The 22,351-nt window shown below is 48.5% G+C and carries 33 protein-coding genes; 28 read left to right on the top strand and 5 right to left on the bottom strand.

Translation table 11 applies throughout. The features are described from left to right. Window positions 1-176: 176 nt before the first annotated feature. Window positions 177-617 (bottom strand): helix-turn-helix domain-containing protein, encoded by a 441-nt coding sequence (locus BMW93_RS01130; protein WP_143061567.1) that lies wholly within the window; start codon window positions 615-617, stop codon window positions 177-179. Window positions 618-907: 290 nt separating this feature from the next. On the opposite strand from BMW93_RS01130, the gene BMW93_RS01125 reads away from it, so the two are divergent. Beyond that, window positions 908-1,156, top strand: a complete 249-nt coding sequence (locus BMW93_RS01125) for a hypothetical protein (protein WP_090373358.1) — start codon at window positions 908-910, stop codon at window positions 1,154-1,156. Continuing rightward, a complete protein-coding gene (locus BMW93_RS01120; protein WP_090373357.1) occupies window positions 1,153-1,533 on the top strand; it encodes a hypothetical protein in 381 nt (126 codons plus the stop codon). Before BMW93_RS01125 ends, BMW93_RS01120 begins: the two co-directional genes overlap by 4 nt. On the opposite strand, the gene BMW93_RS01115 is transcribed toward BMW93_RS01120, so the two are convergent. Next, entirely contained in the window at window positions 1,497-1,898 is a 402-nt protein-coding gene (locus BMW93_RS01115) for a hypothetical protein (protein WP_090373356.1), read from the bottom strand. The genes BMW93_RS01120 and BMW93_RS01115 overlap by 37 nt on opposite strands. 12 nt (window positions 1,899-1,910) lie before the next feature. Between BMW93_RS01115 and BMW93_RS01110 the strand changes: the two genes are divergently transcribed. The 24 genes from BMW93_RS01110 (at window position 1,911) to BMW93_RS00995 (ending at window position 18,200) form a co-directional block, all read left to right on the top strand. Then, complete coding sequence (locus BMW93_RS01110; protein WP_090373355.1) at window positions 1,911-2,240, top strand: hypothetical protein; 330 nt, start codon at window positions 1,911-1,913, stop codon at window positions 2,238-2,240. A gap of 327 nt (window positions 2,241-2,567) precedes the next feature. Continuing rightward, window positions 2,568-2,798: a hypothetical protein gene (locus BMW93_RS01100; RefSeq protein WP_090373353.1), complete on the top strand. Its 231-nt coding sequence runs from the start codon at window positions 2,568-2,570 to the stop codon at window positions 2,796-2,798. Between the two features lie 13 nt (window positions 2,799-2,811). After that, complete coding sequence (locus BMW93_RS01095) at window positions 2,812-3,171, top strand: hypothetical protein (RefSeq protein ID WP_090373352.1); 360 nt, start codon at window positions 2,812-2,814, stop codon at window positions 3,169-3,171. 115 nt (window positions 3,172-3,286) lie between these two features. Next, window positions 3,287-6,346, top strand: a complete 3,060-nt coding sequence (locus tag BMW93_RS01090) for a hypothetical protein (protein ID WP_090373351.1) — start codon at window positions 3,287-3,289, stop codon at window positions 6,344-6,346. A gap of 37 nt (window positions 6,347-6,383) precedes the next feature. Then, on the top strand, window positions 6,384-6,584 hold the full coding sequence (locus BMW93_RS35060; RefSeq protein WP_143061566.1) for a hypothetical protein: 201 nt from the start codon (window positions 6,384-6,386) through the stop codon (window positions 6,582-6,584). Further along, entirely contained in the window at window positions 6,581-6,772 is a 192-nt protein-coding gene (locus tag BMW93_RS01085) for a hypothetical protein (protein ID WP_090373350.1), read from the top strand. The genes BMW93_RS35060 and BMW93_RS01085 overlap by 4 nt, the downstream gene beginning before the upstream one ends. Before the next feature lie 2 nt (window positions 6,773-6,774). Beyond that, window positions 6,775-7,041 (top strand): hypothetical protein, encoded by a 267-nt coding sequence (locus tag BMW93_RS01080; protein ID WP_090373349.1) that lies wholly within the window; start codon window positions 6,775-6,777, stop codon window positions 7,039-7,041. A 5-nt stretch (window positions 7,042-7,046) separates the two neighbouring features. Next, on the top strand, window positions 7,047-7,190 hold the full coding sequence (locus BMW93_RS35345) for a hypothetical protein (RefSeq protein WP_177193976.1): 144 nt from the start codon (window positions 7,047-7,049) through the stop codon (window positions 7,188-7,190). A gap of 312 nt (window positions 7,191-7,502) precedes the next feature. Next, window positions 7,503-8,258, top strand: a complete 756-nt coding sequence (locus BMW93_RS01075; RefSeq protein WP_143061565.1) for a hypothetical protein — start codon at window positions 7,503-7,505, stop codon at window positions 8,256-8,258. A 443-nt stretch (window positions 8,259-8,701) separates the two neighbouring features. Further along, on the top strand, window positions 8,702-8,917 hold the full coding sequence (locus tag BMW93_RS01065) for a hypothetical protein (RefSeq protein ID WP_090373346.1): 216 nt from the start codon (window positions 8,702-8,704) through the stop codon (window positions 8,915-8,917). Window positions 8,918-9,154: 237 nt separating this feature from the next. Continuing rightward, window positions 9,155-9,820 carry a DNA methyltransferase gene (locus BMW93_RS01055; RefSeq protein WP_090373344.1) on the top strand — a complete coding sequence of 222 codons (666 nt, stop codon included), beginning with the start codon at window positions 9,155-9,157 and terminating at the stop codon, window positions 9,818-9,820. A 269-nt stretch (window positions 9,821-10,089) separates the two neighbouring features. Beyond that, window positions 10,090-10,314 (top strand): hypothetical protein, encoded by a 225-nt coding sequence (locus BMW93_RS01050; protein ID WP_090373343.1) that lies wholly within the window; start codon window positions 10,090-10,092, stop codon window positions 10,312-10,314. A gap of 25 nt (window positions 10,315-10,339) precedes the next feature. Next, window positions 10,340-11,071, top strand: coding sequence for a hypothetical protein (locus BMW93_RS01045; RefSeq protein WP_090373342.1), 732 nt, complete (start codon window positions 10,340-10,342; stop codon window positions 11,069-11,071). Then, on the top strand, window positions 11,043-11,456 hold the full coding sequence (locus BMW93_RS01040) for a hypothetical protein (protein WP_143061564.1): 414 nt from the start codon (window positions 11,043-11,045) through the stop codon (window positions 11,454-11,456). The genes BMW93_RS01045 and BMW93_RS01040 overlap by 29 nt, the downstream gene beginning before the upstream one ends. A gap of 53 nt (window positions 11,457-11,509) precedes the next feature. Beyond that, entirely contained in the window at window positions 11,510-11,752 is a 243-nt protein-coding gene (locus BMW93_RS01035) for a hypothetical protein (RefSeq protein WP_143061563.1), read from the top strand. Between the two features lie 479 nt (window positions 11,753-12,231). Continuing rightward, window positions 12,232-12,399: a hypothetical protein gene (locus BMW93_RS35340; RefSeq protein WP_177193975.1), complete on the top strand. Its 168-nt coding sequence runs from the start codon at window positions 12,232-12,234 to the stop codon at window positions 12,397-12,399. A 47-nt stretch (window positions 12,400-12,446) separates the two neighbouring features. Then, complete coding sequence (locus tag BMW93_RS01030; protein WP_143061562.1) at window positions 12,447-13,046, top strand: hypothetical protein; 600 nt, start codon at window positions 12,447-12,449, stop codon at window positions 13,044-13,046. Next, entirely contained in the window at window positions 13,027-13,473 is a 447-nt protein-coding gene (locus BMW93_RS01025) for a hypothetical protein (RefSeq protein ID WP_143061561.1), read from the top strand. Before BMW93_RS01030 ends, BMW93_RS01025 begins: the two co-directional genes overlap by 20 nt. A gap of 274 nt (window positions 13,474-13,747) precedes the next feature. Beyond that, a complete protein-coding gene (locus tag BMW93_RS01020; RefSeq protein WP_177193974.1) occupies window positions 13,748-15,022 on the top strand; it encodes a S49 family peptidase in 1,275 nt (424 codons plus the stop codon). Window positions 15,023-15,072: 50 nt separating this feature from the next. Further along, window positions 15,073-16,047 (top strand): hypothetical protein, encoded by a 975-nt coding sequence (locus BMW93_RS01015; RefSeq protein WP_090373336.1) that lies wholly within the window; start codon window positions 15,073-15,075, stop codon window positions 16,045-16,047. Window positions 16,048-16,079: 32 nt separating this feature from the next. After that, a complete protein-coding gene (locus tag BMW93_RS01010; RefSeq protein WP_143061560.1) occupies window positions 16,080-16,553 on the top strand; it encodes a hypothetical protein in 474 nt (157 codons plus the stop codon). A gap of 65 nt (window positions 16,554-16,618) precedes the next feature. Beyond that, window positions 16,619-17,161 carry a hypothetical protein gene (locus BMW93_RS01005; RefSeq protein ID WP_090373334.1) on the top strand — a complete coding sequence of 181 codons (543 nt, stop codon included), beginning with the start codon at window positions 16,619-16,621 and terminating at the stop codon, window positions 17,159-17,161. Window positions 17,162-17,240: 79 nt separating this feature from the next. After that, window positions 17,241-17,363 carry a hypothetical protein gene (locus BMW93_RS36035; protein WP_255372337.1) on the top strand — a complete coding sequence of 41 codons (123 nt, stop codon included), beginning with the start codon at window positions 17,241-17,243 and terminating at the stop codon, window positions 17,361-17,363. Between the two features lie 81 nt (window positions 17,364-17,444). Beyond that, a complete protein-coding gene (locus BMW93_RS00995; protein WP_143061559.1) occupies window positions 17,445-18,200 on the top strand; it encodes a hypothetical protein in 756 nt (251 codons plus the stop codon). 14 nt (window positions 18,201-18,214) lie between these two features. Here BMW93_RS00995 and BMW93_RS00990 read toward each other — a convergent pair whose 3' ends face one another. The 3 genes from BMW93_RS00990 to BMW93_RS00980 all read right to left on the bottom strand — a co-directional run bounded on the left by BMW93_RS00990 (window position 18,215) and on the right by BMW93_RS00980 (window position 19,552). Then, entirely contained in the window at window positions 18,215-18,904 is a 690-nt protein-coding gene (locus tag BMW93_RS00990; RefSeq protein ID WP_090373331.1) for a DUF5053 domain-containing protein, read from the bottom strand. Beyond that, window positions 18,904-19,182, bottom strand: a complete 279-nt coding sequence (locus BMW93_RS00985) for a hypothetical protein (RefSeq protein ID WP_090373330.1) — start codon at window positions 19,180-19,182, stop codon at window positions 18,904-18,906. The genes BMW93_RS00990 and BMW93_RS00985 overlap by 1 nt, the downstream gene beginning before the upstream one ends. Window positions 19,183-19,243: 61 nt before the next feature. Continuing rightward, window positions 19,244-19,552, bottom strand: a complete 309-nt coding sequence (locus BMW93_RS00980) for a hypothetical protein (protein ID WP_090373329.1) — start codon at window positions 19,550-19,552, stop codon at window positions 19,244-19,246. 201 nt (window positions 19,553-19,753) lie between these two features. On the opposite strand from BMW93_RS00980, the gene BMW93_RS00975 reads away from it, so the two are divergent. Next, on the top strand, window positions 19,754-20,500 hold the full coding sequence (locus tag BMW93_RS00975) for a hypothetical protein (RefSeq protein WP_143061558.1): 747 nt from the start codon (window positions 19,754-19,756) through the stop codon (window positions 20,498-20,500). A 179-nt stretch (window positions 20,501-20,679) separates the two neighbouring features. Continuing rightward, window positions 20,680-22,179 (top strand): hypothetical protein, encoded by a 1,500-nt coding sequence (locus tag BMW93_RS00970; protein WP_143061557.1) that lies wholly within the window; start codon window positions 20,680-20,682, stop codon window positions 22,177-22,179. Window positions 22,180-22,351: the final 172 nt, after the last annotated feature.

The raw sequence follows: 22,351 nt of genomic DNA, 5'->3' as shown, positions 1-22,351 counted from the left end.
AAAACAAAACAGCTACACCGGATCGGCGTAGCTGCTGGATGCTTCAAAATAAGGTCTTTCGAAGTTTGTATGTAACTTTCTGCAGAGAGAGAGGGTTCGGAACTCTTCCGCATAACAACTTCGCTTTGACCTGGTTATGAATCATCATAACAGGGACGTAATCGGCCCCGTAACCGTTATGCTTCCAGTGCGCCCAAGCCTGGATAGATAGGTAATACCGGGGTGGTCTTGAAAATGATCACGTCCTCAGACTTTCCCAAGGTCATTTCAAGCATCCGCTGCAGACTCGCAATCTGATTATCCTTCACCTGCAATTGCTCGCGGAATTCTCTGAACTGCATTTCGATGTTGGCTAGCTGTTCCATCAGATAGTTAGCATTTTGAACCGGTTGGTCATCCGATGAAATTTCTCGCTTATTAGCCAATTCTTGTAGCGACACCTCAAGAGCTGCCGCCCATTTCTTTTGTTCGGTCGACGACATCTCCTGCCGTGAGTATATCAGATAGATGTTTTGGCGGGAGATTCTCAGCTTGGCCGCAATATCTTGTGGCCGCAAGTTCTTCTCTTGTATAATGGCTTTGATCGCCATTCCTATCGGAAGCTTTTTAGTGCTCATATGAAAGATCGGTTTATTTATTGACTGTCTATTGCTATGTAGCTGCAAATATTAGCGATTATATAGCAATTACAAAACCGTTCACGGCGATTTTAGACCATTGATAGATTTAAAATGCTGCACGAGCACTTTGTAGGAATAATTTTTAGATATATAATTGATTGAAAATCAAATGTATACTACGATAGTCAAAATATATTCATAGAAACTATTGACAATTAATTAATTGTGTTCATACCTTTGAATGGTTAACAATTACCAGTAACAGTAATTAATCCACGAAAAGCTGTATGAATATTGACAAAACAAAAAAACGCCCACCAGTAGGTACAGCGCTGAGCGAAATCGAAGACTGGCGCCGGCGGAAGATTAAGGCCGAACTGAAAGCGGTCGGTTTTACTGAGGGCCAATGGAAGGGGCTTCTAGCGAACGCAGAAGGTTATAAGGTACCAGCGTTCGTCAGGGATATCATTGTGAAGGAGTTGCCAGAGACGGCGCATTTATTCAATCATCCACAACTAAAAGCAGAAGCGGTATGAACAACGAACAGACTGAAAATTTTTGGGGAAGCGGGCCTATCTATGATTCCTACGATCTCAATATGAGTTTTCGGCACTTTCTAGTGGGATTGGGCATTCATCCAGACCAGACGCCTGAGTCGGATATAATGCCGTTAAGAAAGGCATTCATGTGGGGGGCACTTAAAATGCATGGAGCGATGGAGAAATTGCAAACTCTATCGGAGGGCGATCGTGAAGCTAAGAATTTGAGCCTTTTGGAGCAACTGGATGCGCATACAGGGCTGTATCTCGTATTCAGGAGACAGGGAGTATCGACGATTATATCCAGTAGCGAAGATTATTTTGATTTCTCGCTACTTCAAGAGTCGCTCAAAAAGTCATCGGATAATACGTAGCCGGTTAGATCGATTTCCGGCTGTGCACGTAGGAAGGATTGCCACTCGGAAAATTGATGTAGGGTTGGAGCATCGAATTTATCCAATAACTCATCGGCGTGGTCCTCTAAATTGATTTCGTGATTATAGATATCCATCCGTGCAGACTTTCCGGCATGATCGATCTTGCAAATAACAATGTACCTGCCGGCTCCAAAAACTCTTTGAAAATCAGGTTCAAGTTTTGCGGTTTCAAGAATGTCCTCGGGGTCCAAGTGTATGGACAATAGGTTTTCTTCAATCTTCATGAGATCCGTAGTCCAGCCTGAGTCTTCACCGCTGAATTGGTCGACAAACAATACCATATCGTAAAAATCATCTTTCATATCCTGCAATTTATGGAACAGCAAGCAACCTCCCAAGCAGAAGTAACTAACCCATTCAGCGTCGAGCTGTCATTTGAAAGCTATCTCCAACGAGTAGGCCTCGTCGCGGCCAGCATGCCGGCGGATCAACTTCGAGAAACGAAGCGTGCATTTTTTGGCGGATATGGCGATTTGTTAATGACGCTGGAACACGACATACTGCTTCTGCCAGAGGATTTGGCCGTGGAAAAAATTGAAAGCATGGTGAACCAAGTGCAAGATTTCTGGATGGCGGAAGCCTCGCATGCTAGTCCGGAACTGTTAAGTAAAGCAGCTAACGCCGTAAACCTCGCATTGGGATGAAGTGGATCGACCGCCTGGTTTGGATTGCTCAAATCCTGTTTCTGGTCGGCGTGCTGCTGGCCCTTATCTGTCTCTTATTCTCGGCAAAACTACCTACATCGCCATGATAACAATGTTTCTGACTCCCAGCTCTATCGAAAACGCTGTCCGTAACCCGGGCGCTACCGCCGTTGGCATCGCCATCTTCGCATTTGCTTGCCTGCTCTGCTACACGATAAGCCGGAGTAGTCATGAACATCGCTGAGCGCATCCGGATACTCGGATATCTGTTCGAACTCGTCTTTGTAATCTGGCTTTTCTACGACTTCAAAAAACGCAAACGACACCATGGCAACTAGCGTGAAATTTCTCAACAAACCGATTGCCGAAGTTAAGCCCACCGCGGTGGTGCCGGACTTCGAGCAGCTGCCGAAAACTGCCGACACCATCAAGTGCCCGGCCTGCGGATTGATCCAGCCGGCGGCGATCGTCGAAACCCGGCCGGAACCAACATTTTTACATACCTGTGCCAAATGCGGCCAGGTGATCGATAAAGATCTCTGGCATTCTGTATTGTAAACCGACCTCTCCGATGAACATTTTTAATCAAACCCAGCTCAAAACAGTAAAACTACCTTTTGCGCACGTGCGGATGGTTCATGCTATCATTCAGACAAATGCTGCTTTCATTCGCTATAAATCGCAGGCCCATAAGTCGCTCAACGGGAAATTGCAGTTGGCTAAGGACAGAACTCAGAAGCACCAGTTTGCTCTGATAAAAGTCACCGCCGAAGAATGCAAGTTGTTCCGGGACTATAATGATCACTACTGTACCATTCTTTCGACCAACATGCAGGCGTTCGAGCGGGAGTATGGCATAGCCGATCAGAATGGCGTCGAAACATACATCCTGGCCACCGAAACTTATCTGCTTTTTTCCTCAGTAAAGTAACCTCAGTTCCGTCGACACCATCCGCTTTCTTTATTAATAGGAGGGTTTACGTGCCTCTCTCGCCGGCGCTTGCCGGCAAAGAGAGCGGATGGTCAGGCGGACAATCCTATCAGTAATGGCCAGAATAGATATTGAAAAATTATTTGCGGAAGATGGCGGGGAGCGGTATATCCTCAGTCATTATCCGGATGCTCGACAGAGCTTTCAGAATCTCACTCGCAAATTCAAAACACGTGAAGAAAAAACCGCCAGTGCGAGTTTGAAGCGCATTAACGGCGAGTGGGGAGTTACCGATTTTGGCCTAGACACGAAGTGGCGCAATGCCATTATGGTTTGTATGCTCGAGACTGGCCAGGACTACGGCCAGGCGCTTCGGGAAGTGTGTGCGTTTTACAACTATCAGGATGAAAACCAAAGCTATCAGCCTAAGCCCCGCTACGAAGAGCGCCCGATGCTTCCAGAAGAGCAGGAGGGGGCCAGCAACTGGGTGCCTAAGGAGCTGACGGTTTCCGAGATCCGGACGATCTTGACTGACAATGCATGGTTTGCCCTGGGCAATAACGACGACAACAGAAAGGAACGGGCGCAGCAGCTGTTCGCGCTGTATCACGTAAAGAGTTTGGAGTACTACACGAACATTTACCAGGGCAAGCACCTGACTACTTACAGTACTGATGAATACCCGATTTTTTATTTCGACGAAGGAGATTTCGGAAAGATTTACCGGCCGAAGGCAGCCCACGACAAACGTTTCCGGTATATCGGCAAAAAACCTAACCATTACGTCCACGGCCTCAAACAGCACCAGGATTTTATTACAGAGCGCAAAAAGGAAGAGCTCAATAAAAAAGCAGCCGACGCTGAATTTGCACCGTCACCCGAAGAAGTCGCAAAGGAAGTCGAGCGCCAGGACGTAAAATTGCCAGAGATCATCGCCTGTTCTGGCGGGTCTGATGCTTTGAACGTGGCCTGCCTTGGTTACCGGGTGATCTGGATGAATTCGGAGGCGGAGAGCCTGTCGCATGATGATATCGCCGCGATCTATAAAATCTCGTACAAGGTTTACAACCTACCCGATATCGACAAAACCGGCAAGGCTACCGGGCATGCGCTAGCGGAGAAGTTTTTGAACCTGTTCACGATCTGGCTTCCGGAAAAGATTTTGCGTGTCGACAGCGAGGGCAAGGCGACGTCAAAGGATCTGCGCGACTACCTGCGTACCCACAATAAGCGGGACTTTGATCAGCTGATCAAAACGGCGTTACCCTACCGATTTTGGGACCAGGAATACCAGTACGACGACGAAGGGAACAAGAAAATGAAGTTCGGCCGGCCACTGGTGCAGTACAAATTCAACCACGTGCAGGCCTATAATTTCCTGGCCAAATCCGGATTTGCCCGTTTCAAGTCCGAGCGCGACAAGGAAGGTTTCTTTTATGTGCGTGTGGTGGGCAACAAGGTGTGCAAAATCGAGGCGCAGGAAATCAAGGGGTACCTGCACAGCTTCCTGAACGATCGCTGGCTTTACGATGAAATGGTGACCCAGGATCTTTTGAACTCGATGTTCAGCACCAATCAGTTGAGCATTTCCAACCTGGCTAACCTTCCGTTGTTAGACCTGGATTTCAAATCGTTCGGACCTGACTACCAGTATATGTTCTTTCCGAACTGTACCTGGAAGATCACAGGGAAGGGCATCGAAGAGACGAAGGGTTTTCAATCGGACAAATACGTGTGGGAAGATAAAATGATCACCTTCCCGGTGAAAGACAAGAGCATTCCCAGGGTTAAGAAGCTGGACAATATGTTCCGGATCGAGCGGAAGGACACCGGCTATCACATCGACATTCTGAATAATGAATGCATGTTTTTCCGGTTCTTGATCAACACCGCCAGGGTCCACTGGCGCAAGGAGCTTGAAGAGCGGCAAACGCTTTGGCTGACCCACGACAGCGCAAAAAAGCGCGAAGAGTATTGTGAGGCGCATGGATTGACCGACGCGGAAGCGGAACTGTTTTTCAAGCAGCGTAGCCTGGAAGAGCAAGATCAGTACATCCAGGATAACAGGTTTTCAATCGCTGGCCAGCTACTTACCGAGGTCGAAAAGGGCGAGCAGATGCAGCACCTGGTGAACCGGATATACACGATCGGTTATATGCTTCATCGGTACAAGGATCCCTCGCGCGCCTGGTGTGTGTGGGCGATGGACAACAAGCTTTCCGAAGCGATGGGGGACGATGCGAAATCAAATGGGGGATCCGGCAAATCCCTTACCGGTAAAGTCTTGAAATGGATCTGGCGGTACAATGTTTCGTTCTCCGGCCGGAACCCGCTGCTGACGAAAAACCCGCACATCTACGACAAGGTTACCCGGCATACGGATCTGATCATCGTCGACGACTGTTACGAGTTCTTGGACTTCGGATTCTTTTTCAGCGATATCACCGGCGATATGAACCCGAACCCGAAGCAAACCCAGTCGTACAGTATCACCTTCGATGAAAGCCCGAAGTTCTGGTTTGATAGCAACTTTGGTGACCGCGATTTCTCGGAATCAACGCAGCGCCGAAAACTGGTGACCAGCTTCTCAGACTATTACCATGAGAACAACGGGTCTTACAAGGAAACCCGCCAGCCGACTGATGACTTCGAAGGACGCAGGATGTTTTACGACTTCACCACCGACGACTGGAATAGGATGTTCAATTTCCTGGCGCAGTGCCTGAATTTTTACCTGAGCTGCCCGGAAAAGGTTAAGCCGCCGATGAACAACATCCAGAAGCGGAACCTGCTCAGCTCGATGGGCGGAAGGTTCTTTGAGTGGGCGGAAACTTATTTCGGCATTGAAAGCAACAGGCTCGACAATCCGGTTTGTAAGCGTGAAGCCAAGGAGGATTACATGAACAACGAGCGGATCCGAGACCTGAGCACGCAGAAGTTCACGGAGTATTGCAAGAAGTACGCCGCCTATCACGGCTACGACTACAACCCGCAGGAGCTGCGCAACAGCCAGGACCGGATCATCAGGGAGTTTTTCGGGAAGAAGGAGGAAGCCATTTATTTCCGGACAAAAACTTCGGCGCCGCTGGCTTCTGACAGTGAAGTGAAGTATCCGGATCCAAATCCAGGGATAGACTTTTCCCCCCGCCCCCCTGACGCAGAGATGGACTTTTGATTTTACGTACATAGATAACCGTTAATGATGATGCGCGATGGATAGTCTTCGAAAACTCGACGTCAAGCCAGGGGATACCTGGTTGATGCGAAATGGCAAGCAGGTAGTAATACCGACCGTTACCGACACGAATGGGGATTTCCCCTTCGTGTCCGGGCAAGACAGCTGGATGGTGACCGGAAAGTTCTGGTCGGAAACAGTAGATCACAGTAAGGACTTAATCAGGAAGGTCGAATGAGCACAGACGAAACCCTCAAATCCCTGGCCACGAAGGTCAGGACAATGCGAAACCTCCAATCCAGGTACTTCCGGACGAAGCGCGACGACAAAGCCGAAAAGGAAAAGGTGCTACGCAGCGCGAAGGCCTGCGAGGCGGAAGTAGACAAGATGATTTCCCGCATTCTGGACGATAACTATGATAGCTGACAATGAAAAATGTAGATACCTCCGACGTACACCTTTTACGAAAAAAGACGCTTTGGGAGGATGAAAAGGGCCGTACGCTGCTGATCATCGACAAGGGCTTCGAGGGGTGGGGGCCAACCTTCAAATGGTCAGAAGTCGAATTCTTCATCCTGAATCCGATCACTTTTGTCCGCCGGCCTTACGATAAAATGGCAAATCTGATTCGTGCCGGCCGCATGAAGTACATCGGCGAATGCCCAACTGAATACAGCCAAACTTTCAAGCATTGACCGACATGAATACACAATCTGATTTCCAGTTTTTCCTGCTCTGGCTAAGCGAAAATCCATTCATCGTCCTTGTGACACTATTTTTTGGTTACCTGTCGATCGCAGCAATAGCAGATGGATTTAGCGGCCATAAATCCGACGATTTATAACATTTCTTCACTTAAACAATCACTCAGAATGGCAACTCTAACCAGAGTTTTCACCTGTGGCCACTGTGGCCAGGGTCAGGTAAAACTGATTGCAAAGTCTACTCGCAAATCCGTAACCATGGACGTTGGGAACTGCTCTTCCTGTCGCGCCAGCTATGGGCTGAAAGGCCTTGGAGGCCTCACCGAAATTACAACAAAGCCTGCCGACCGGCGCCCGACCAAACAGGTGGCCGCGTAGCGATCGCGCCGGTCCGTCAACTCCAATTCCAGTGAATTTTTTTAATCAATTAGTAACCATAAACAAACAATTCAATGAAAAGTGTTTTTAAAGTGTCCGTAGTTGCCCTCCTGATGTTTGTCTCGTTTGCATGTAAGGAAACCGATCAGCAGATAGTCGAGCGGCAAGGAAAAGGTACGATTACAACCAGGTATAGTGCTGATCGTACAACCGCAACAACTTATCTGACCGGAACTGTGACGCTTGCCGCAGGGACCTATGATATCGTGGATGTAGCAGTCGGTGCGGATGTCACACTAGCAAACGGTGTAAACATGAACCAGTTAGTCAGTCATATTGGGACTACAATGATTCGTGTATTACCTGGTTCTTCGGTTAACATTTCTCAGAAAACGGAAATATGGGGTTTGGTGACCTTAGACAACAAGGGTACTATTAATGGTGGGGATGTTCTTGTGAGCGGTGGAACAATCGCCAACTACGGCAACCACTACTCCGCTAACGTGAAAATTGAAAACAGCGGCGAATACAAAAATGTATTCAACGGTTATTTGCAGGTGAGCGGAACACTCTGGTTTTATCGCGAGGCAAAATTGTCTCTAACCGGATGTTCCAATGTTCAAACAAACCATCTTCAAGCAGACGGATTTATCCCATATTTCGGCTTCGAATTTGTGTATGGCAGGGGCTTGCTCAAAGCCAATACCGCATCCATCGTTGATACAGGCTTTACGAGTAGTAGTTCGATTAAATTTTGCTGCCCCAGCATAACAACGGTAGGGTACGGCTCAACCGGTTCGGCTGTCCTGTCGTGCGCGACCACCTGCTAGTAAGTCAAAACCGGGTAATGTCTTTTCTTAGGATCAGGCATTACCCGGAATATTACCCATTTTAAAATATTGACGATCATGGAGAAATTGAAAGACCTCATTTCTTGCATTATGGCAATTATCATCTATCTGATTTGTGGGTCGGCTGATGAGCAGTCCGAGCAGTTCGACAACGATATCCATTTTTAACCTTAAACGACAACCTCATGCTACGCGAGAATCAGGAAATCTTGTTAAAACAGACAGTTATCAACCTTTTAAAAGAAATACAGGATCCAGCAAATTCAGAATTGCTGCATATGCGGCAATCGGCATTTGACATGTTTTTGCCCGAAACCAATGACTCTGTTCAAGTCCAAGTTACTGTTACCAGGGACGAAAACGATTTTCTGGATTTTCTAGAAACTGAATGCATGTCATAACCTTAACTGAGTCGAACCATTATGAACACATTCAACTATAACAGCTTAGAGGTGGGACAGGAAGTTGAATACGAAGACTTCTGGCACTCGGGAATTCTTTCCTGGAAGAAGGGAGTAATAGCAATCAACGGCCTCGGTGCAAAATATGTCCAGTTCGAGGATAAAAGAGAAGCCCGGCACATTTTCCCGCATCGAATGCACTGCCTGCGCATTCCGCAGAACCAATCCAAACCTTAAACGAGTCGAACCATTATGATCGCGAAATCAGACATAAAAAAAGGCATCATTCTGTACGACAAATTTGACAACACGCCGCACGAGGTTTTGGATACCTGCCAATTGTCAAGGGCTTTTTATGTGTCTGTTCAGGATAAAAACAATCAATCCATTCACGGGTACTTTGAGTATAGCCTAACCGACATCCGAAGATTTTTCAAACTTAAAGTTTAACCACCTTAAACGAGTCGAACCCCTATGTCTTTGAGTGTAGTAACGAACGAGGATAACATGGTGATGATGGCCCGGTACCCGGACAAGTTCTTTGATTTGGCGATAGTCGATCCACCGTATGGCCTCGGAGAGCATGGCGGTAAGAAAAGGGAGGGTGGACAGTCGAAAATGAAGGGATTGCGATCCCGGAATTATGAAAACAAAGGATGGGATGCCCGTCCACCTGACAAGGATTATTTTGAAGAATTATTCCGGGTGAGCAAGCATCAGATCATCTGGGGCGGGAATTACTTCATCGATCATCTTACGCCTACGCCGTGTTTCATTGTTTGGGACAAAAAAGGCACGGATAAGAGTGATTTCGCTGATTGTGAGTTGGCGTGGACTTCCTTTTCCAGTTCAGTTCGGAAATTCAAATATGACTGGATCGGGTTCGGTTATCTGAACAATTCCAGGGGAGAAGTTAAAATTCACCCTACGCAAAAGCCGACTGCGCTCTACGAGTGGATACTTCGAAACTATGCGAAGCCAGTCGATAAGATTCTCGATACGCACATGGGGAGTCAGTCATCAAGAATAGCCGCGCATGACTTGGGTTTTGACTACTGGGGATGCGAAAACGATCCAGGATATTTCGCCGAAGGGTGCAAGAGGTACCAAAAGCACATACAGCAACTGACAATTTTCTAATTCAATCATTCCCTATTCAAATGGAAGCGCCAAGCCAAGAAGCCGCCCCGCTATGCAAATGCGGAGAATGCGACCAAATTTTTATCGATCTGAATCCACAAACCGATTGCGAAGAATATCCATGTGACGGGTTGATCGAATTGGAGTTACTGGGCAAAGGAGAAAACAGCTTCTACGGATGCCCGACGTGCAAAACGGATTCATTCTTACAAGACAGTAAACTTTAACAGAGTCGAACCCCTATTTACACTCAAACCAAAATTAAGAGCATGGAAGAAAAAAAAACTGACGGCAATAGTCCGGCCACCGGATTTGCCGAAGTGCTGGAAAGAGGAACATTCTTGCATGAGCCAGGGCTCACAAAGCGCGAATACTTTGCGGCAGTAGCTATGGCTGGGATTGTGGCAAATAGCTCACAATCTCCGTATCGGTTAGGGATGGAGGAAGCTGCGGTACGAATGGCAGACGCGCTCATTTTAGCTCTAAACAAATAATTGACTTTAACAGCATCGAACCTCTATGAAACGCTTTTGGTCGGAGCAGGAAAAGGAATTTGTTCGGGAAAATCTCGATAAAACCAGCCGGGAATTGGCCGCGGCTATCGGCCGGCCGGTGCAGGCGGTATCGGTGATGATCAGTAAAATGGGATTAACCCGGGAGGATCTAGCCCCGCGCTCCGGAATCAAATCGAAATTCTCCGATGCCGATATCGACTTCTTGCGGGAGAATATCGACAAGCTCACAAATCGTGAAATCGCCGCACATTTGCAGAAAACGCTGACCGTTGTACGCAACAAAATTTATGAGCTGGGGTTGCAACGAAACGAAAAGCCGGACGAATGGTCAGGTGATCAGGTTGCCTTCCTGGTTGAGAATTATCGCACCATTGGCGACGTCGAGATCGGCGAGCTGATGAATGAAATGTTCCCGGATTCGATCAGGAAGTTTGGGCGTAGAACGATCAATAAAAAGCGAAAGCTGCTGGGGTTGTTACGGAGTCCGGCCGAGATCCGTGCGATTATTGATGATGAGAAGCACAAGGCTCGATGTAATACCATCCTACGAAACAGCGGATCCCTGCATTACAAAGATGGTTGGGTGGCCATGACCCTGACGGGGAAAAACCACACGGATCAGATACCGACATTTTTGAAGTATCCCGAGTTGATCGAATTCAAACGGGCACAGTTAAAATTAAACAGAGCACTTAAAAAGCCAGACAATGACAACTGCAACAATACAATCGATTGAAAGTAAGACGAAAGCGATGGTCGGGAATAGCTTCCTTGTGAATGCTACCCATCATAAAGTGGCAAGTTTCCGTATTTCGGAAGACAGGCTATTGATTGCGACAGATAAAAAAATCTTCGAGGTCGATACGGTAAATGCATTAAAGCTGATCGAAAGTTTCCTGCCGGCCGACAATGACCCACCCACCATACCAGCCGTGGAGATTAAGGCTTTGGCCGGCGCCGGTGAGATCAAGGATATTATCATGGACAATATCCGACAACTGAAAGGCAATCCCGCATTCATCCCCCAGGCGCAGGCGATCAATGAAAGCGTGAAGGTGCTCGTCGACGTGGCGAAAACTGAGGTGCAAATGCTGGACCTTATGCACAAGATTAGAAGCTGAAACCCACGTTCGCCAATTAAGCAATGTTCAACTACTTATAACGATCACTTCAAATGAAGACAGCATCATTTAAATCACTCGATCAAATGGAAATTATTGGCTTTGAGAGCATCGACGGTGTTCTTTGGGCCAGGCTTAGCTTGCGGGACAAAAGCAGCACAGACGGAATCAACCATGGGTTTAACAATATTCAGATACCCGTGAACCCGCGTCCGTTACAGCTGAGCGCCAGAGGGAATATTCTTGTCGATCAGTCGACGAAAGAAACCGATACCGTAGCTGCAACGTACTCTTAAAAAAATACAAAGGCCGATTATCCAGGCGACCCTCACAGGTCGCCTTTTTTTTGCCTTCGAGGGAGGCCGGGGAATTCCCCCAAACCCCCTTCCCAAAAAGCTCTATAATTTTTGTAACTTCTTATCTTTCTTATTTATTACACTTTAAAGTGTTGAGAATCAATGATAAAAAAAGATAAGAAATTCTTATCGCTAGGATAAAAAGTTACAAAATCAAAAATGGGTTTGTGACCCTAAAAACCGGTGGAGCTATGCTGATAAGAAATTTGTATCCTCAGATACAAAACTTTTTCGGGAGAAAATAGGCTTAACTTATTGAATTACTGTTGCTTATACAAAGGATAAGAAGTTACAAAAAAAATAGTGGGTTTTGTATTGGGACACATTCGAAAGCAGCAGAAATAAACACTCGGTTTCTTTCAAAATCGGCCTTGTTTTAGTAACTTGTATATCATTTAAGTGCAATTACAGGGACGTTTTTGGGATCGATTATTCAGAAAATTGCAGACGAAATCCGGCTTCACGGAAGCTGGGAAGCTTATCTGGAATGGCGGGAGCAGCATGCCCAGTCAGACTATGATTCGCATCCTAATCCGTTGCCGGTCAGTGATTTTTTGCCCGATCCCGACGGTGATATTGCGCTTTGAATGTCCAACCCTTTGATGCTGAATCGAACTATTTTCGATTTGACAAAATGTTTTTACCTCTTTCAGTGGATCGTATGATATGTGAGCAAGTGCGGGTCGGCCGTAGGATGAAGCATTCCATCCCGGTTACTGCCCCGGTGAAGCGTTATCTGGAAAAGCATTACCCAAACGAGTATGATGTAACAAGGGGCGATTTTTTGGGCACGTGGTGCATAAATGCCCTGGTCCGTAAAACAGTCCAGGTGACGATGATCACCCATGACGCGGCTGATCAAAAATATTTGAGGGATCGGAAAATTACTGATCGGTGGTCATTTTTGATCCCGGTCCGCTATCAGGACAACCTGGTAATGCCCAAAAGGCGGGTAATCGAGTTTCATCACATGATGATGCAATTCATTAATACCGAAATCATCATGGAAATGGAAGCGCGCCGCCTGAATAACGAGCTAAATTACATCCAGGTGTCGATCGACTCTTTCCGGGACCGCTACAATATCCGGGACAATGATTTGAATGATGAGCGGATCCGGAAGATCTACCTTCGCTTCCGAGAGAAAAGTATTACACCAGGAGCAGATTTGACGGTGCTGATGCCGGCGATGCTGTTCGGAAAAATTAATAAAAATGGAGGACGTCCTATCTGAATTGTGTGAATTACCCACGGGTTTATATTCTTTGGAGTTTATCCCGCGGCACGAGATCAGCGCATGGAATGGCGTATATCCTGTGCCGATCATCCGGTGGTACAAAATTGCGATGTATCGCAATTCGCTGACGTACAGCCAACCGACTGAAATGACAGCCCAGGGATCGCTCACCCAGGTTTCGGTGGGCTGCCTGGTGGTCAATGACAGCCAGGAGCTGGCGGACCAGCTGCAAGCCATGGGCGAAATGCGGTTTGTTCTTCGCGTCTCGCATTATGATGGGAAAAGCCGGATTGTCGGCACTCCAGAGGAATTTGTGCAACTGACTGCCACGTCGTTTGATCCGGAACATATTTCAGGCGCTCAGGGATACAAACTCAGCTTTGCAGGATCTTTTGTGACCAGGCCGGCGCTGATCAATGGATGAAATTAATGTCGCTTCCAACAACCGATAGATAGATTCCCAATAAAGCCGCGTGAGGAGTGTCGGCCGTAAAGTATGGATAACGGCCCTTGTAAAGCCCGGACAAACGCGAAAGCGCTATAACGGATAAGACTTGTTTGACAGTAGCCATACCCGTGGGGGAAATTAGAAGCAGGCCTGGGGAATACTCCCCGGGCCTTATTGTTTCCCGGAAGTGCTGTCCTACCGGGGTGCGTATCACGAATTTATGTTTGTGCTCTCGAATCAATCCAGACAGATGCCGGACATTAATCCTCAATTCTATGCGCTACTGACAATGATAGGCCGCTGCCTTTCCGGGCAGTGGCTTATTGAGCCTACCTGGCTCCATCAGCACGCCGACCTGATGCTCAGGGCAGACCAGGGCGAAGACCTTACCAGCAAATGGCCGAAAATGAGCGGCGCCACAATGATCCAAAAGGATGGTTTTTTTGCCGCGGCTGAAAAAGGCGACACAATCGGTAAAGGTTCGGCATACGGCGTAATCAACATGGTAGGCCCAATCTACAAGTACGGCTATAACAGCTCGAAAATGTTGATGGCGTATTTGAGAGCGATGGAAAGCGACGAACGCATTGGCGGTATCAAGCTGGTAGTCGACAGCCCGGGCGGCATGGTGCACGGTACCCGCGAAGTTTTTGAAACCATCAAGAATTTTTCGAAACCGGTGCTCTCCGTCATCGATGGTTACGCGGCCAGCGCCGCGTACTACCAGATCGCGGGAAGTTCCCGCATTGTGGCCACTCAGCCCAATGATCAGATTGGCAGTATCGGCACCTATCAGTCGATGGCCGACTGGAACGCCTTCTACAAAAGCATGGGCCTGCCCTTTTACGATGTTTACGCCACCGCGTCGACGGAGAAAAACGAAGCTTACCGCCAGGTAATCGAAAGCGAAGGAAAGCACACCGAACTAGCAAAAAAGCAGCTTGATGCTTACAACGGGCTTTTCGTTGCCGACGTGCAGGCCGGCCGCGGCGATCGTCTTACCGGTAAAGGTCAGGATCCTATGAAGGGACGCCTGTTTTTCCCGTCAGAAGCCGTCACAAACGGTTTGATCGATGAGCAAATCAGCGAAGGGGAATCCCTTGCGCTGCTTGCCGATATGTTAGCAACTTCCAAACAATCATCTATAACAATGGATTTTAAATCGTTTCTGTCCTCTCTGGGCAACCTGGTGAAGACTGCCGAATCCGCTCAGGGAGCAGAAGGCGGTCAGCAAAATGCGCAGCCCACAGTCGAGCAATTGCAGCAGCAGCTCGCCCAGGCCAATACGCAAATCGGTACCCTTACTACCGAACGTGATAACGCGACCCAGGAGGTCACAAAATTGACAACCGAGCGCGATGACCTGAAAGGTAAGGTTACCGCTTTTGGCGCGCAGCCTGGTGCGATGGGTACACAAGCCCAAAAGGGAAAGGACGATTCGACTTCTGACGAGCCTGAAAGCTGGGAAAAAGTGGTTGCAGGCCTGGAACACAACAAAGAAGCCGACGCCATTTTTGGCAAATAGTCAGCTCCCTGGGTAAGTATAATTTTTCAATCTTTTTTCAGCTATTAGCCATGAATTTAGCCGATGTAGTAACCGAGTTTGGCGCGTATTATCAGGATCGCGGCCAAAATATGAATGACATCCACCAAAAGCTTCGCCGTGGGTTTGTAACCGGGCAAGCTTTTACGACCGTTCTCACCGATGACACGGTGTGGCACGCGTCCAAAGCGGTTTCCACCAGGATCGTGCAACCCTTCCAGAAAGGCTTCACACCGACAGGCGCCGTGACTTTCTCGCCTGTGGCAATTCAATCGTTCCACATGAAAGGGGACGTTAGCGAAACGCCCGACGATTTGGAGGCAACTTGGTTGGGCTTTTTGAGCGATAACGATGTTAAACGGACGGAGTGGCCGTTTGTTCGTTGGCTGATGGAGAAGATTGTTATCCCTCAAATCAATCAGGATATCGAGCTTAACGAAATTGGTCGCGGTGCTTACGTTGCGCCTACTGCTGGCACGCCAGGACCTGCTGGAACAGCGATGAACGGTATCTTGACCACGCTCAATACCCACATCACCGCTGGCCGTATCACGCCGATCGCCCTGGGAGCTATCCCGACTGCCGATAACGACGTCGTTGAATACTTCGAAGAATTTCACAAAAGTCTGGATCTGGCTTATCGCAATGTTCCTATGACGGTCTATACATCCGAGAATGCGGAGCTTGCTTTCCTTCGGGGGTACGGTAATAAGTATGGAAATCGCACCACAACAACGGCCGCAGAAGAAACTTCGCTTAAAGTGAAGCACACCAATTTGACGGTTAAGGGAATCCCATCACTCAACCTGAAAGCGAATGGGACGCCAAATGACCGGTTCTTCTGTACGCCGAAAGAGAATGCGATCATGTTACAGAAGAAGTTCGAGAACAAAGGGAAATTTGATCTGCAAGCCTTCGAACGTGTTATCAAACTCCTTACCGACTGGTGGATGGGTGTTGGCTTCATCATCCCTGAAATCGTGTTCGTTAACGACGGCGCGGCCTAATCAGCGGTTCAATAAATCGATCATCGTGAAGAATGCCCTCAGTCGTGGGCATTCTTCATATTCCAAAAAACGACATGGCGAATACAACGCAACCAACACCGGCCGAGCAGCAGCCGACGCTCCAAGCCCTCGCAGACCAAGAAATCGGCGCACTTAAAAATACCATCGAGCAGCTGCAAGGTCAGCTCACCGGAGCGGCAACCGCTTACCACGCTTTGGAAGAAGAAAAGGAGGCTTTGGCCGACAATCTGAAAGCAAAAGAAGCAGAACTCACCGCCGCGCTTGAAGTAATTGCCCAGCAGCACCTGGCGCTTTCTGCCGCCGAAGAGCAATCCGGATCCAACGACGTGATCATCACGCATGAGAAAAAAAAGTACCGTGTGGCGGTTCCGAAGTTCCAGTTCGGAGGCGATGCTTACACTGCCGACGATTTGAAGAACGGCAAGAACAAGGAGCTGGCGGGCAAACTGATCTCCTTGGGAAGCAGCGTCCTGGTTGCGCTCTGAGAAGCGGCCGGCCGACAGAAATTTTGTGACAATCCAGCCGTAACGGCTTAAACCTCTTTCAAACTATGTGTGATGTAGTTGATATTCTTTTGGGTGATCAATGCGGATCCAACCAGGGCGGTACCAAGCTTAAATTCCATTACGCGAATGTGGGCGACTTCCTGGCACTTAAAAAACCAGCGCCAAATGCTACGGGCGCGGCGAAATCCTTGATCACCGAAGATCATACTTTCAAGTCTCAAAAGGCATGGAAGACGATCGAGATCGTTAAAAATTCGGGCGGATTGACGATCGCCCCGGGTGGCGAAAACAGTGGCACCAAAGTGATGACGCTGGTTTTCCGTGTACCATCCAACAACGTGAACGCCCGTATCCTGTTTAACCAGGCAAACGGGATATCCCCGTTCATTTTCCTATCGGAAGACGCCAACATGGAAGACGGCTCTTATGACCAGATTGGTACTGAAAAGCAGTACGCGACAATCCTGGGGCAGAAAGTTGCCGGTACCAACGACGGTGAAGGCGGTATGTATGAATTCACAGTGACAGCTACCCAGAATGATCGTTTGATCTACGAGGGAGCGGTGACGCTTACCCCTGCTACCTAAGATGGCAAAAGTGAAAAACATTCCCCCGGCTGGTGATTTACCGGCGTCAGAGCCCCGCTATAAAATTGTAGGCTTACAGATGCTCGAGACAATGCCCGTACACTATGCCGGGGAAAAATATGACCTGGCCGACCTGTCTGACCAGCAGGCGGAAAGGCTGATCGCGAAGGGGTATCCTCATGTGATCAGAATCGAGCCGTAAAGCCTCCTTTTCGGGTTAGTGGGTTAATTGAGTGTAAGCACATCCGGTTCCAGTAGGTTCCGGATGTTTTGTTTGTCAGGTATGAACAGAGAATACAGCATGCAGGCGGCAGCCTGGAAGATATCGGAAGACTATACCGAAGGCCTGCGCCTTTGGAAACAGCGTTACGGGGAAAACGTCATATACAAAATGCTATGCATGGGCCCCAACGCTTTTAACCGCGAGCGCATGCTTAACGGCCTTATGGATGGGGTGGTTGAGCACGTCGACCAGGTGCAGCCGCCGAAACCTGAAAATCCCGATATCGACCAGGTGAAGGACGATATCGAAGGGCTGGATTCGGAAGTGTCCGACCTTCATTATAAGATCGAGCAGCTGGAAGAAAAAATCGACGAGCTGAGCGGTGCGAACCTGGTGCCGGATCCAAAGCCGCTTGGAAGGGCCGATGAGCCCGAAGAAATCAAGAAAATGCGCAAAACTACCCACGGGTTTATGGATGAACGTACGGCATTAAAACAACACCTACGCGACCTTCCAGATCCCGAGCGCCGCGCCGATCGGAAGGTGGCCGCTCTGCGAATCCTTGCCATAACCGATGAGCTTGATATCCTGTTTGCGAAGCTGGATTACTTCAAGGAGTACGGGCGGGTTCCTGAGCAGATCGTCATCGAAGAAGATACCATCCAATACCCGAAGGCATACTTGAATGCACGCACCTATGTAAGCAAAACGCTCAGGAAAATCGCCGAAACGAGTTCGCCTGAGCGTAAAAAGAAGCTGGAAGCCTTACTGAAAAAGTGGCAGGACAAAATCAAAGAATTCGAAACCGAGCTTTGACAACATTCAATAACCTACCTGGCGCCGGAGAGTGGCACCGCGAAAATGGCATTTTCTAACTCGGGTTCCCAGGCATCGCTTTTTTGGACTTCTTTTATGACTTTCGAACGGTACCAAAACAGTGCATCTTCGATATCGGAACTTTGAGGCTTTTTGATGTAGCGACTCGTTTCTGTTTTGCCTTCCGCAAGCTGATCAGCTGCGCCTAGCAATTCAGAAGCTTTTGTCCTCAAATAGTCGGCAAACTGCCGTTTTTGCTCTGCTGTGAATTCGGCCGGCTTTCCGTTGACAATGTATCCATTTATACGCTGATGAAGCCACTGTCGCGTTTTTCCGAAGCAGTCCGCAGCAACAAACGCCCCATTTAGTAGCTCGAAGAGTTGCCTAAAATCCACCTCGCGTGTCGATTCTGCCCAATGCTGAATTTCATCTTCCGCAACAGGCTGATGGGGTAAAATATCTTCGAAGTAGTACCGAATGGCCTCCTTGAAATATGAATTATCTGGTTCTCCCTGTTGATGCAAATCCTTCACCATCAATATTACATGGTCTCGATAGTAGCCCAAATGTTCTCCATGAAATTCTGATCCGTCCAATTTTCCGGGCTTAATCTCAAAAATGTAGGCGGGGAACTGGGTACGTAGGAGCAGCTTCCGGCCGCTACCATCGTCGATTTTTACAAACTTTCTGAGTCCTTTTTTCATCACTTGAAGGGGTTAGCGTAAATACGTACAAGCTGGCCTTCGGGCGTTGCTCCCGCGAAAATCTTCGTTCCCCGGTCCACAAGTTCGTCAGCTGTCAATATCTTTTCGTTTACCAGCTCCTTCTGCGTGACGTCGACAAGTAGGGCATATTGTCCGTTACCATCGAAACCTGGTTCGCCTTTGACTTCAACCCGGGCGAACCGCCAGTAATTTTTAATCGACTCGTTAATCAGTTCTTTTTGCGAGTCTGTGAATGGAAATGAACCGAAATTTATCATGGTCGTAATTTTTTTATTTGTTTTTGAATCGTTTAAGGTGGGGGCTTGCGCCCCCTTCCTTTTAAAGTCTGATCTCTTCGAGGTTGTCAAGATCGAAGATCGCAATCTGACCGTTTTCTCTGCCAAATTCGATGGCTGCGGTTCGATCGGTGAAAACTCGGCAGCTATCGAAGTAGAACTTCCCTTCGTTGTACCAACCTCCGAAGATGTTGTCGTTGTAGCGCGCGTGAACAAACGCTTTTACGAATCCGCGAAACCCGAATGCATTCTGGGTTGCAGCGTAAGCGACGATAATTCCGGATGATACTTTGGAAAGGCTTTTCAGATTGAAAGTGAAGCCGTTTTTGAGTGAAGCGATTAACTTAAACATATTCTCGAAGCGGTTTTTAGAGTGTTGCCTGCACTTTGAGCGCCATCACCGTGATGACATTACAAAGATAATATACATTTGTATATTGTCAATACTTTTGGGTGGAAATTTTCAAAAAATCCAGCATTTTTTTTGCCTTTTCGCCTGTCCGACCTGGTGGCCGCTTTATTCAGTAAGCTTGCGATCGTAAACATAGATTTTATGATGGGAACTGAACCGTTTGGCGATGATTGGCCGTTTTCTGGCGCGCCAGCGAATGAACAGGACGATGGTGATACCGAATCTGCCAAGCAAGAAAAGAAGAAGCCGAAACGGCATTCCGCAAAAGCCCGGGCTGCGATCATCAAACGATTCAACGATGATTACGACGCCATCTACCAGGCGTACATAAACCCCAAAAAGACCTTGACGTCCACGCAGCTGCGTCAGCTCGCGCGGTGGAAGTTTGCCCGGCAGTGGATCAGTGAGTTTTCGCCGCCTACGGACGCAGAAGTCGTTTCCGCCCTCCGGATGGAGTACGGGATCAGCGAGCGGCAGGCCTACACGGACATTTTCAATTGCAAACGGCTTTTCGCCTCTGTCGATAAGGTCAATGAGGAATTTGAAAAAATTCTTTCAGCTGAGCGTATCATGCGGATCCGGAATAAAGCCATGCTGGTCGGTGGCGGGAAAAACCTGGATGTCGCGGCAAAATGCGAACTGATCCTGATCAAGCTGAAAGGTTGGGATAAGGAGAAAAACCAGCTTCCTGAACCTCGCAATGTGAACGTAATTATCAATTCGGACCCTGCGACCGTTGGCGCGCTTCCAATCCCTGACCTGGATAAGCACATCAAAAATTTCTGGCGGAAGAAGGAGGAAAAAGCGAAGGCCGAAATACAAGATGTGTCGTATGAAGACCTGCTTGATAACCCGCGAAACGAACGTGACCACCAGCGTAATCAGTGACCATGACAGGATTCATACCCGAAGATACCGAGCTCGACACCCTTCCACCTCTGTATCTGAATAAACCGCAGATCATCGCAAACCTGATCGACGCAAACGAAAGCTACCATGTGATGGGTCGCGGTACTGGTAAAAGCGAAGGGATCCTTGCGCATCGTGCGCATCGATGCATGACCCTGATGCCCCGATCTTCCGGCGTTAACGTCGCAGAAAGCTACATGCAGCTGTTGGACCGTACCCTGCCGCCCATACTCAAACGCTGGCAGGATATGGGTTTGCGGCGAGACGTCGATTTTTGGGTCAGGCGTTTTCCGCCAAGGAATGCCGGACTAAATATGCCTTATGTGTCTCCTGAGACGGCAGAGCACAGCATTTTCATGCGCGTAAACCGGCATGACGTGAGCGTGATGCGGATGGTTTCCCAGGACCGCCCGGGATCATCAAATGGTATGAGTATTGACTGGTATGAGGGCGATGAATCCAAGCTGCTCAATAAAGGCAAGATCGATAGCGAGCTCGCGCCAACCAACCGCGGTAACGAGCGGTACTTTCGTGATTGTCACTTGCACCATTCGGTCATGTTTACCACGGACATGCCGACCAGTGCTTCGGCAAAATGGATACTAGAATACGAAAAGGAGCTGGATCCGGAAGCGAACGAAATTGTCCTGGCCGCTGAGCAGGAGCTTTTCGCCATTCGTGCACGAGCAGGCCATCGTGGCCACTTCACCAGGCAGGAAAATTACCGGATAGCCCACATTCAAAAGGAGTTATCAAAGATCCGGAAAGCCCTTGTTTTCTACTCTGAGGCGTCGACGCTGGACAACATCGACGTGCTGGGGATCGAATACATTAAGAAGCTAAAACGCAATCTGGCCGACTTCATCTTTCGTACGTCCGTATTGAATGAACGTCCAGGGAAAGTAGAGCACAGTTTTTATCCGGATCTTTCCGATATCCACTGTTACAGTGCAATCGATTATAGTTTTGTCGACGGTCAGGCGGAAGGAGCGTATGGTAGGGGGCAGCTGAACGATTGCCGCAAAGACCTTGACCTGGATAAAAGCCAGCCATTGGAAGTAGCGCTAGATGTAGGGGGTAAAATTAACAACCTGGTTGCAGGGCAGGAGTCAATGAAAACGCTGTCTTTCCTTAATGCTATGGATGTGCTGCACCCTGAAAAGATAGCACACCTGGCTGTGAAGTTTGCTGAATATTATAAGTACTACTATCGGCGCGAGGTGATCGTTTACTACGATTCCACCCACATCCCGCGCAACTCTGTTAGTGAGAAGAACCCGCTCGATGAGTTCGTTGATACGCTCAACGCACAGCAATGGAATGTCACACCGTACGCGATCGGTGCAACGCCAAGCTACTACAACCGGTATCAGCTCTGGTCCCACGTATTGGGAGGCCGGCCATTCAGTGACTCGGAGATGTACCGGGCCAGGTTCAACAGGTCGAACACGCAACTACTGCGTACTGCGATGGAAATGACAGCGCTCGACCCGCGCGGGAAGACTGGCTTCGAGAAGTACAAGGGAATGGAGCGCGACAACAAGGCTGACCAGCAGCAGGCCCCGCACTACACCGATGCAGCTGACACGCTGCTGTTCGGTATGATCAAGCGCAGGCGCTTCGGGATCCAGCCTCAGTCGTCGCTGATCGAGTTCTGACCCCCGATATCATATATCGCCGACCGGCCCCCCTCAAACAATTGCCTGTTGCCACAGGGTGTGGCGGGGTCAGGAGTGTGGCAGGGCGCGTTTTTCTGACTTTTCCACAGGTCAACGCGTTGATTAATAGTATGATGATGAAAAATTTTGTGCAAAACCGTGTATGAAAGCA

Origin of the sequence: Dyadobacter sp. SG02 (genome assembly GCF_900109045.1) — a bacterium.
Classification (GTDB): Bacteria; Bacteroidota; Bacteroidia; order Cytophagales; family Spirosomataceae; genus Dyadobacter.
Note: the sequence above shows the minus strand (reverse complement) of the source record. Positions and strands in the feature narration are given on the sequence as shown.

Coding starts and splice junctions, on each gene's coding strand:
- BMW93_RS01130 (WP_143061567.1), bottom strand. CDS start 617: ATGAGCACTAAAAAGCTTCCGATAGGAATGGCGATCAAAGCCATTATA.
- BMW93_RS01125 (WP_090373358.1), top strand. CDS start 908: ATGAATATTGACAAAACAAAAAAACGCCCACCAGTAGGTACAGCGCTG.
- BMW93_RS01120 (WP_090373357.1), top strand. CDS start 1,153: ATGAACAACGAACAGACTGAAAATTTTTGGGGAAGCGGGCCTATCTAT.
- BMW93_RS01115 (WP_090373356.1), bottom strand. CDS start 1,898: ATGAAAGATGATTTTTACGATATGGTATTGTTTGTCGACCAATTCAGC.
- BMW93_RS01110 (WP_090373355.1), top strand. CDS start 1,911: ATGGAACAGCAAGCAACCTCCCAAGCAGAAGTAACTAACCCATTCAGC.
- BMW93_RS01100 (WP_090373353.1), top strand. CDS start 2,568: ATGGCAACTAGCGTGAAATTTCTCAACAAACCGATTGCCGAAGTTAAG.
- BMW93_RS01095 (WP_090373352.1), top strand. CDS start 2,812: ATGAACATTTTTAATCAAACCCAGCTCAAAACAGTAAAACTACCTTTT.
- BMW93_RS01090 (WP_090373351.1), top strand. CDS start 3,287: ATGGCCAGAATAGATATTGAAAAATTATTTGCGGAAGATGGCGGGGAG.
- BMW93_RS35060 (WP_143061566.1), top strand. CDS start 6,384: ATGGATAGTCTTCGAAAACTCGACGTCAAGCCAGGGGATACCTGGTTG.
- BMW93_RS01085 (WP_090373350.1), top strand. CDS start 6,581: ATGAGCACAGACGAAACCCTCAAATCCCTGGCCACGAAGGTCAGGACA.
- BMW93_RS01080 (WP_090373349.1), top strand. CDS start 6,775: ATGAAAAATGTAGATACCTCCGACGTACACCTTTTACGAAAAAAGACG.
- BMW93_RS35345 (WP_177193976.1), top strand. CDS start 7,047: ATGAATACACAATCTGATTTCCAGTTTTTCCTGCTCTGGCTAAGCGAA.
- BMW93_RS01075 (WP_143061565.1), top strand. CDS start 7,503: ATGAAAAGTGTTTTTAAAGTGTCCGTAGTTGCCCTCCTGATGTTTGTC.
- BMW93_RS01065 (WP_090373346.1), top strand. CDS start 8,702: ATGAACACATTCAACTATAACAGCTTAGAGGTGGGACAGGAAGTTGAA.
- BMW93_RS01055 (WP_090373344.1), top strand. CDS start 9,155: ATGTCTTTGAGTGTAGTAACGAACGAGGATAACATGGTGATGATGGCC.
- BMW93_RS01050 (WP_090373343.1), top strand. CDS start 10,090: ATGGAAGAAAAAAAAACTGACGGCAATAGTCCGGCCACCGGATTTGCC.
- BMW93_RS01045 (WP_090373342.1), top strand. CDS start 10,340: ATGAAACGCTTTTGGTCGGAGCAGGAAAAGGAATTTGTTCGGGAAAAT.
- BMW93_RS01040 (WP_143061564.1), top strand. CDS start 11,043: ATGACAACTGCAACAATACAATCGATTGAAAGTAAGACGAAAGCGATG.
- BMW93_RS01035 (WP_143061563.1), top strand. CDS start 11,510: ATGAAGACAGCATCATTTAAATCACTCGATCAAATGGAAATTATTGGC.
- BMW93_RS01030 (WP_143061562.1), top strand. CDS start 12,447: ATGTTTTTACCTCTTTCAGTGGATCGTATGATATGTGAGCAAGTGCGG.
- BMW93_RS01025 (WP_143061561.1), top strand. CDS start 13,027: ATGGAGGACGTCCTATCTGAATTGTGTGAATTACCCACGGGTTTATAT.
- BMW93_RS01020 (WP_177193974.1), top strand. CDS start 13,748: ATGCCGGACATTAATCCTCAATTCTATGCGCTACTGACAATGATAGGC.
- BMW93_RS01015 (WP_090373336.1), top strand. CDS start 15,073: ATGAATTTAGCCGATGTAGTAACCGAGTTTGGCGCGTATTATCAGGAT.
- BMW93_RS01010 (WP_143061560.1), top strand. CDS start 16,080: ATGCCCTCAGTCGTGGGCATTCTTCATATTCCAAAAAACGACATGGCG.
- BMW93_RS01005 (WP_090373334.1), top strand. CDS start 16,619: ATGTGTGATGTAGTTGATATTCTTTTGGGTGATCAATGCGGATCCAAC.
- BMW93_RS36035 (WP_255372337.1), top strand. CDS start 17,241: ATGCTCGAGACAATGCCCGTACACTATGCCGGGGAAAAATATGACCTG.
- BMW93_RS00995 (WP_143061559.1), top strand. CDS start 17,445: ATGAACAGAGAATACAGCATGCAGGCGGCAGCCTGGAAGATATCGGAA.
- BMW93_RS00990 (WP_090373331.1), bottom strand. CDS start 18,904: ATGAAAAAAGGACTCAGAAAGTTTGTAAAAATCGACGATGGTAGCGGC.
- BMW93_RS00985 (WP_090373330.1), bottom strand. CDS start 19,182: ATGATAAATTTCGGTTCATTTCCATTCACAGACTCGCAAAAAGAACTG.
- BMW93_RS00980 (WP_090373329.1), bottom strand. CDS start 19,552: ATGTTTAAGTTAATCGCTTCACTCAAAAACGGCTTCACTTTCAATCTG.
- BMW93_RS00975 (WP_143061558.1), top strand. CDS start 19,754: ATGATGGGAACTGAACCGTTTGGCGATGATTGGCCGTTTTCTGGCGCG.
- BMW93_RS00970 (WP_143061557.1), top strand. CDS start 20,680: ATGCCCCGATCTTCCGGCGTTAACGTCGCAGAAAGCTACATGCAGCTG.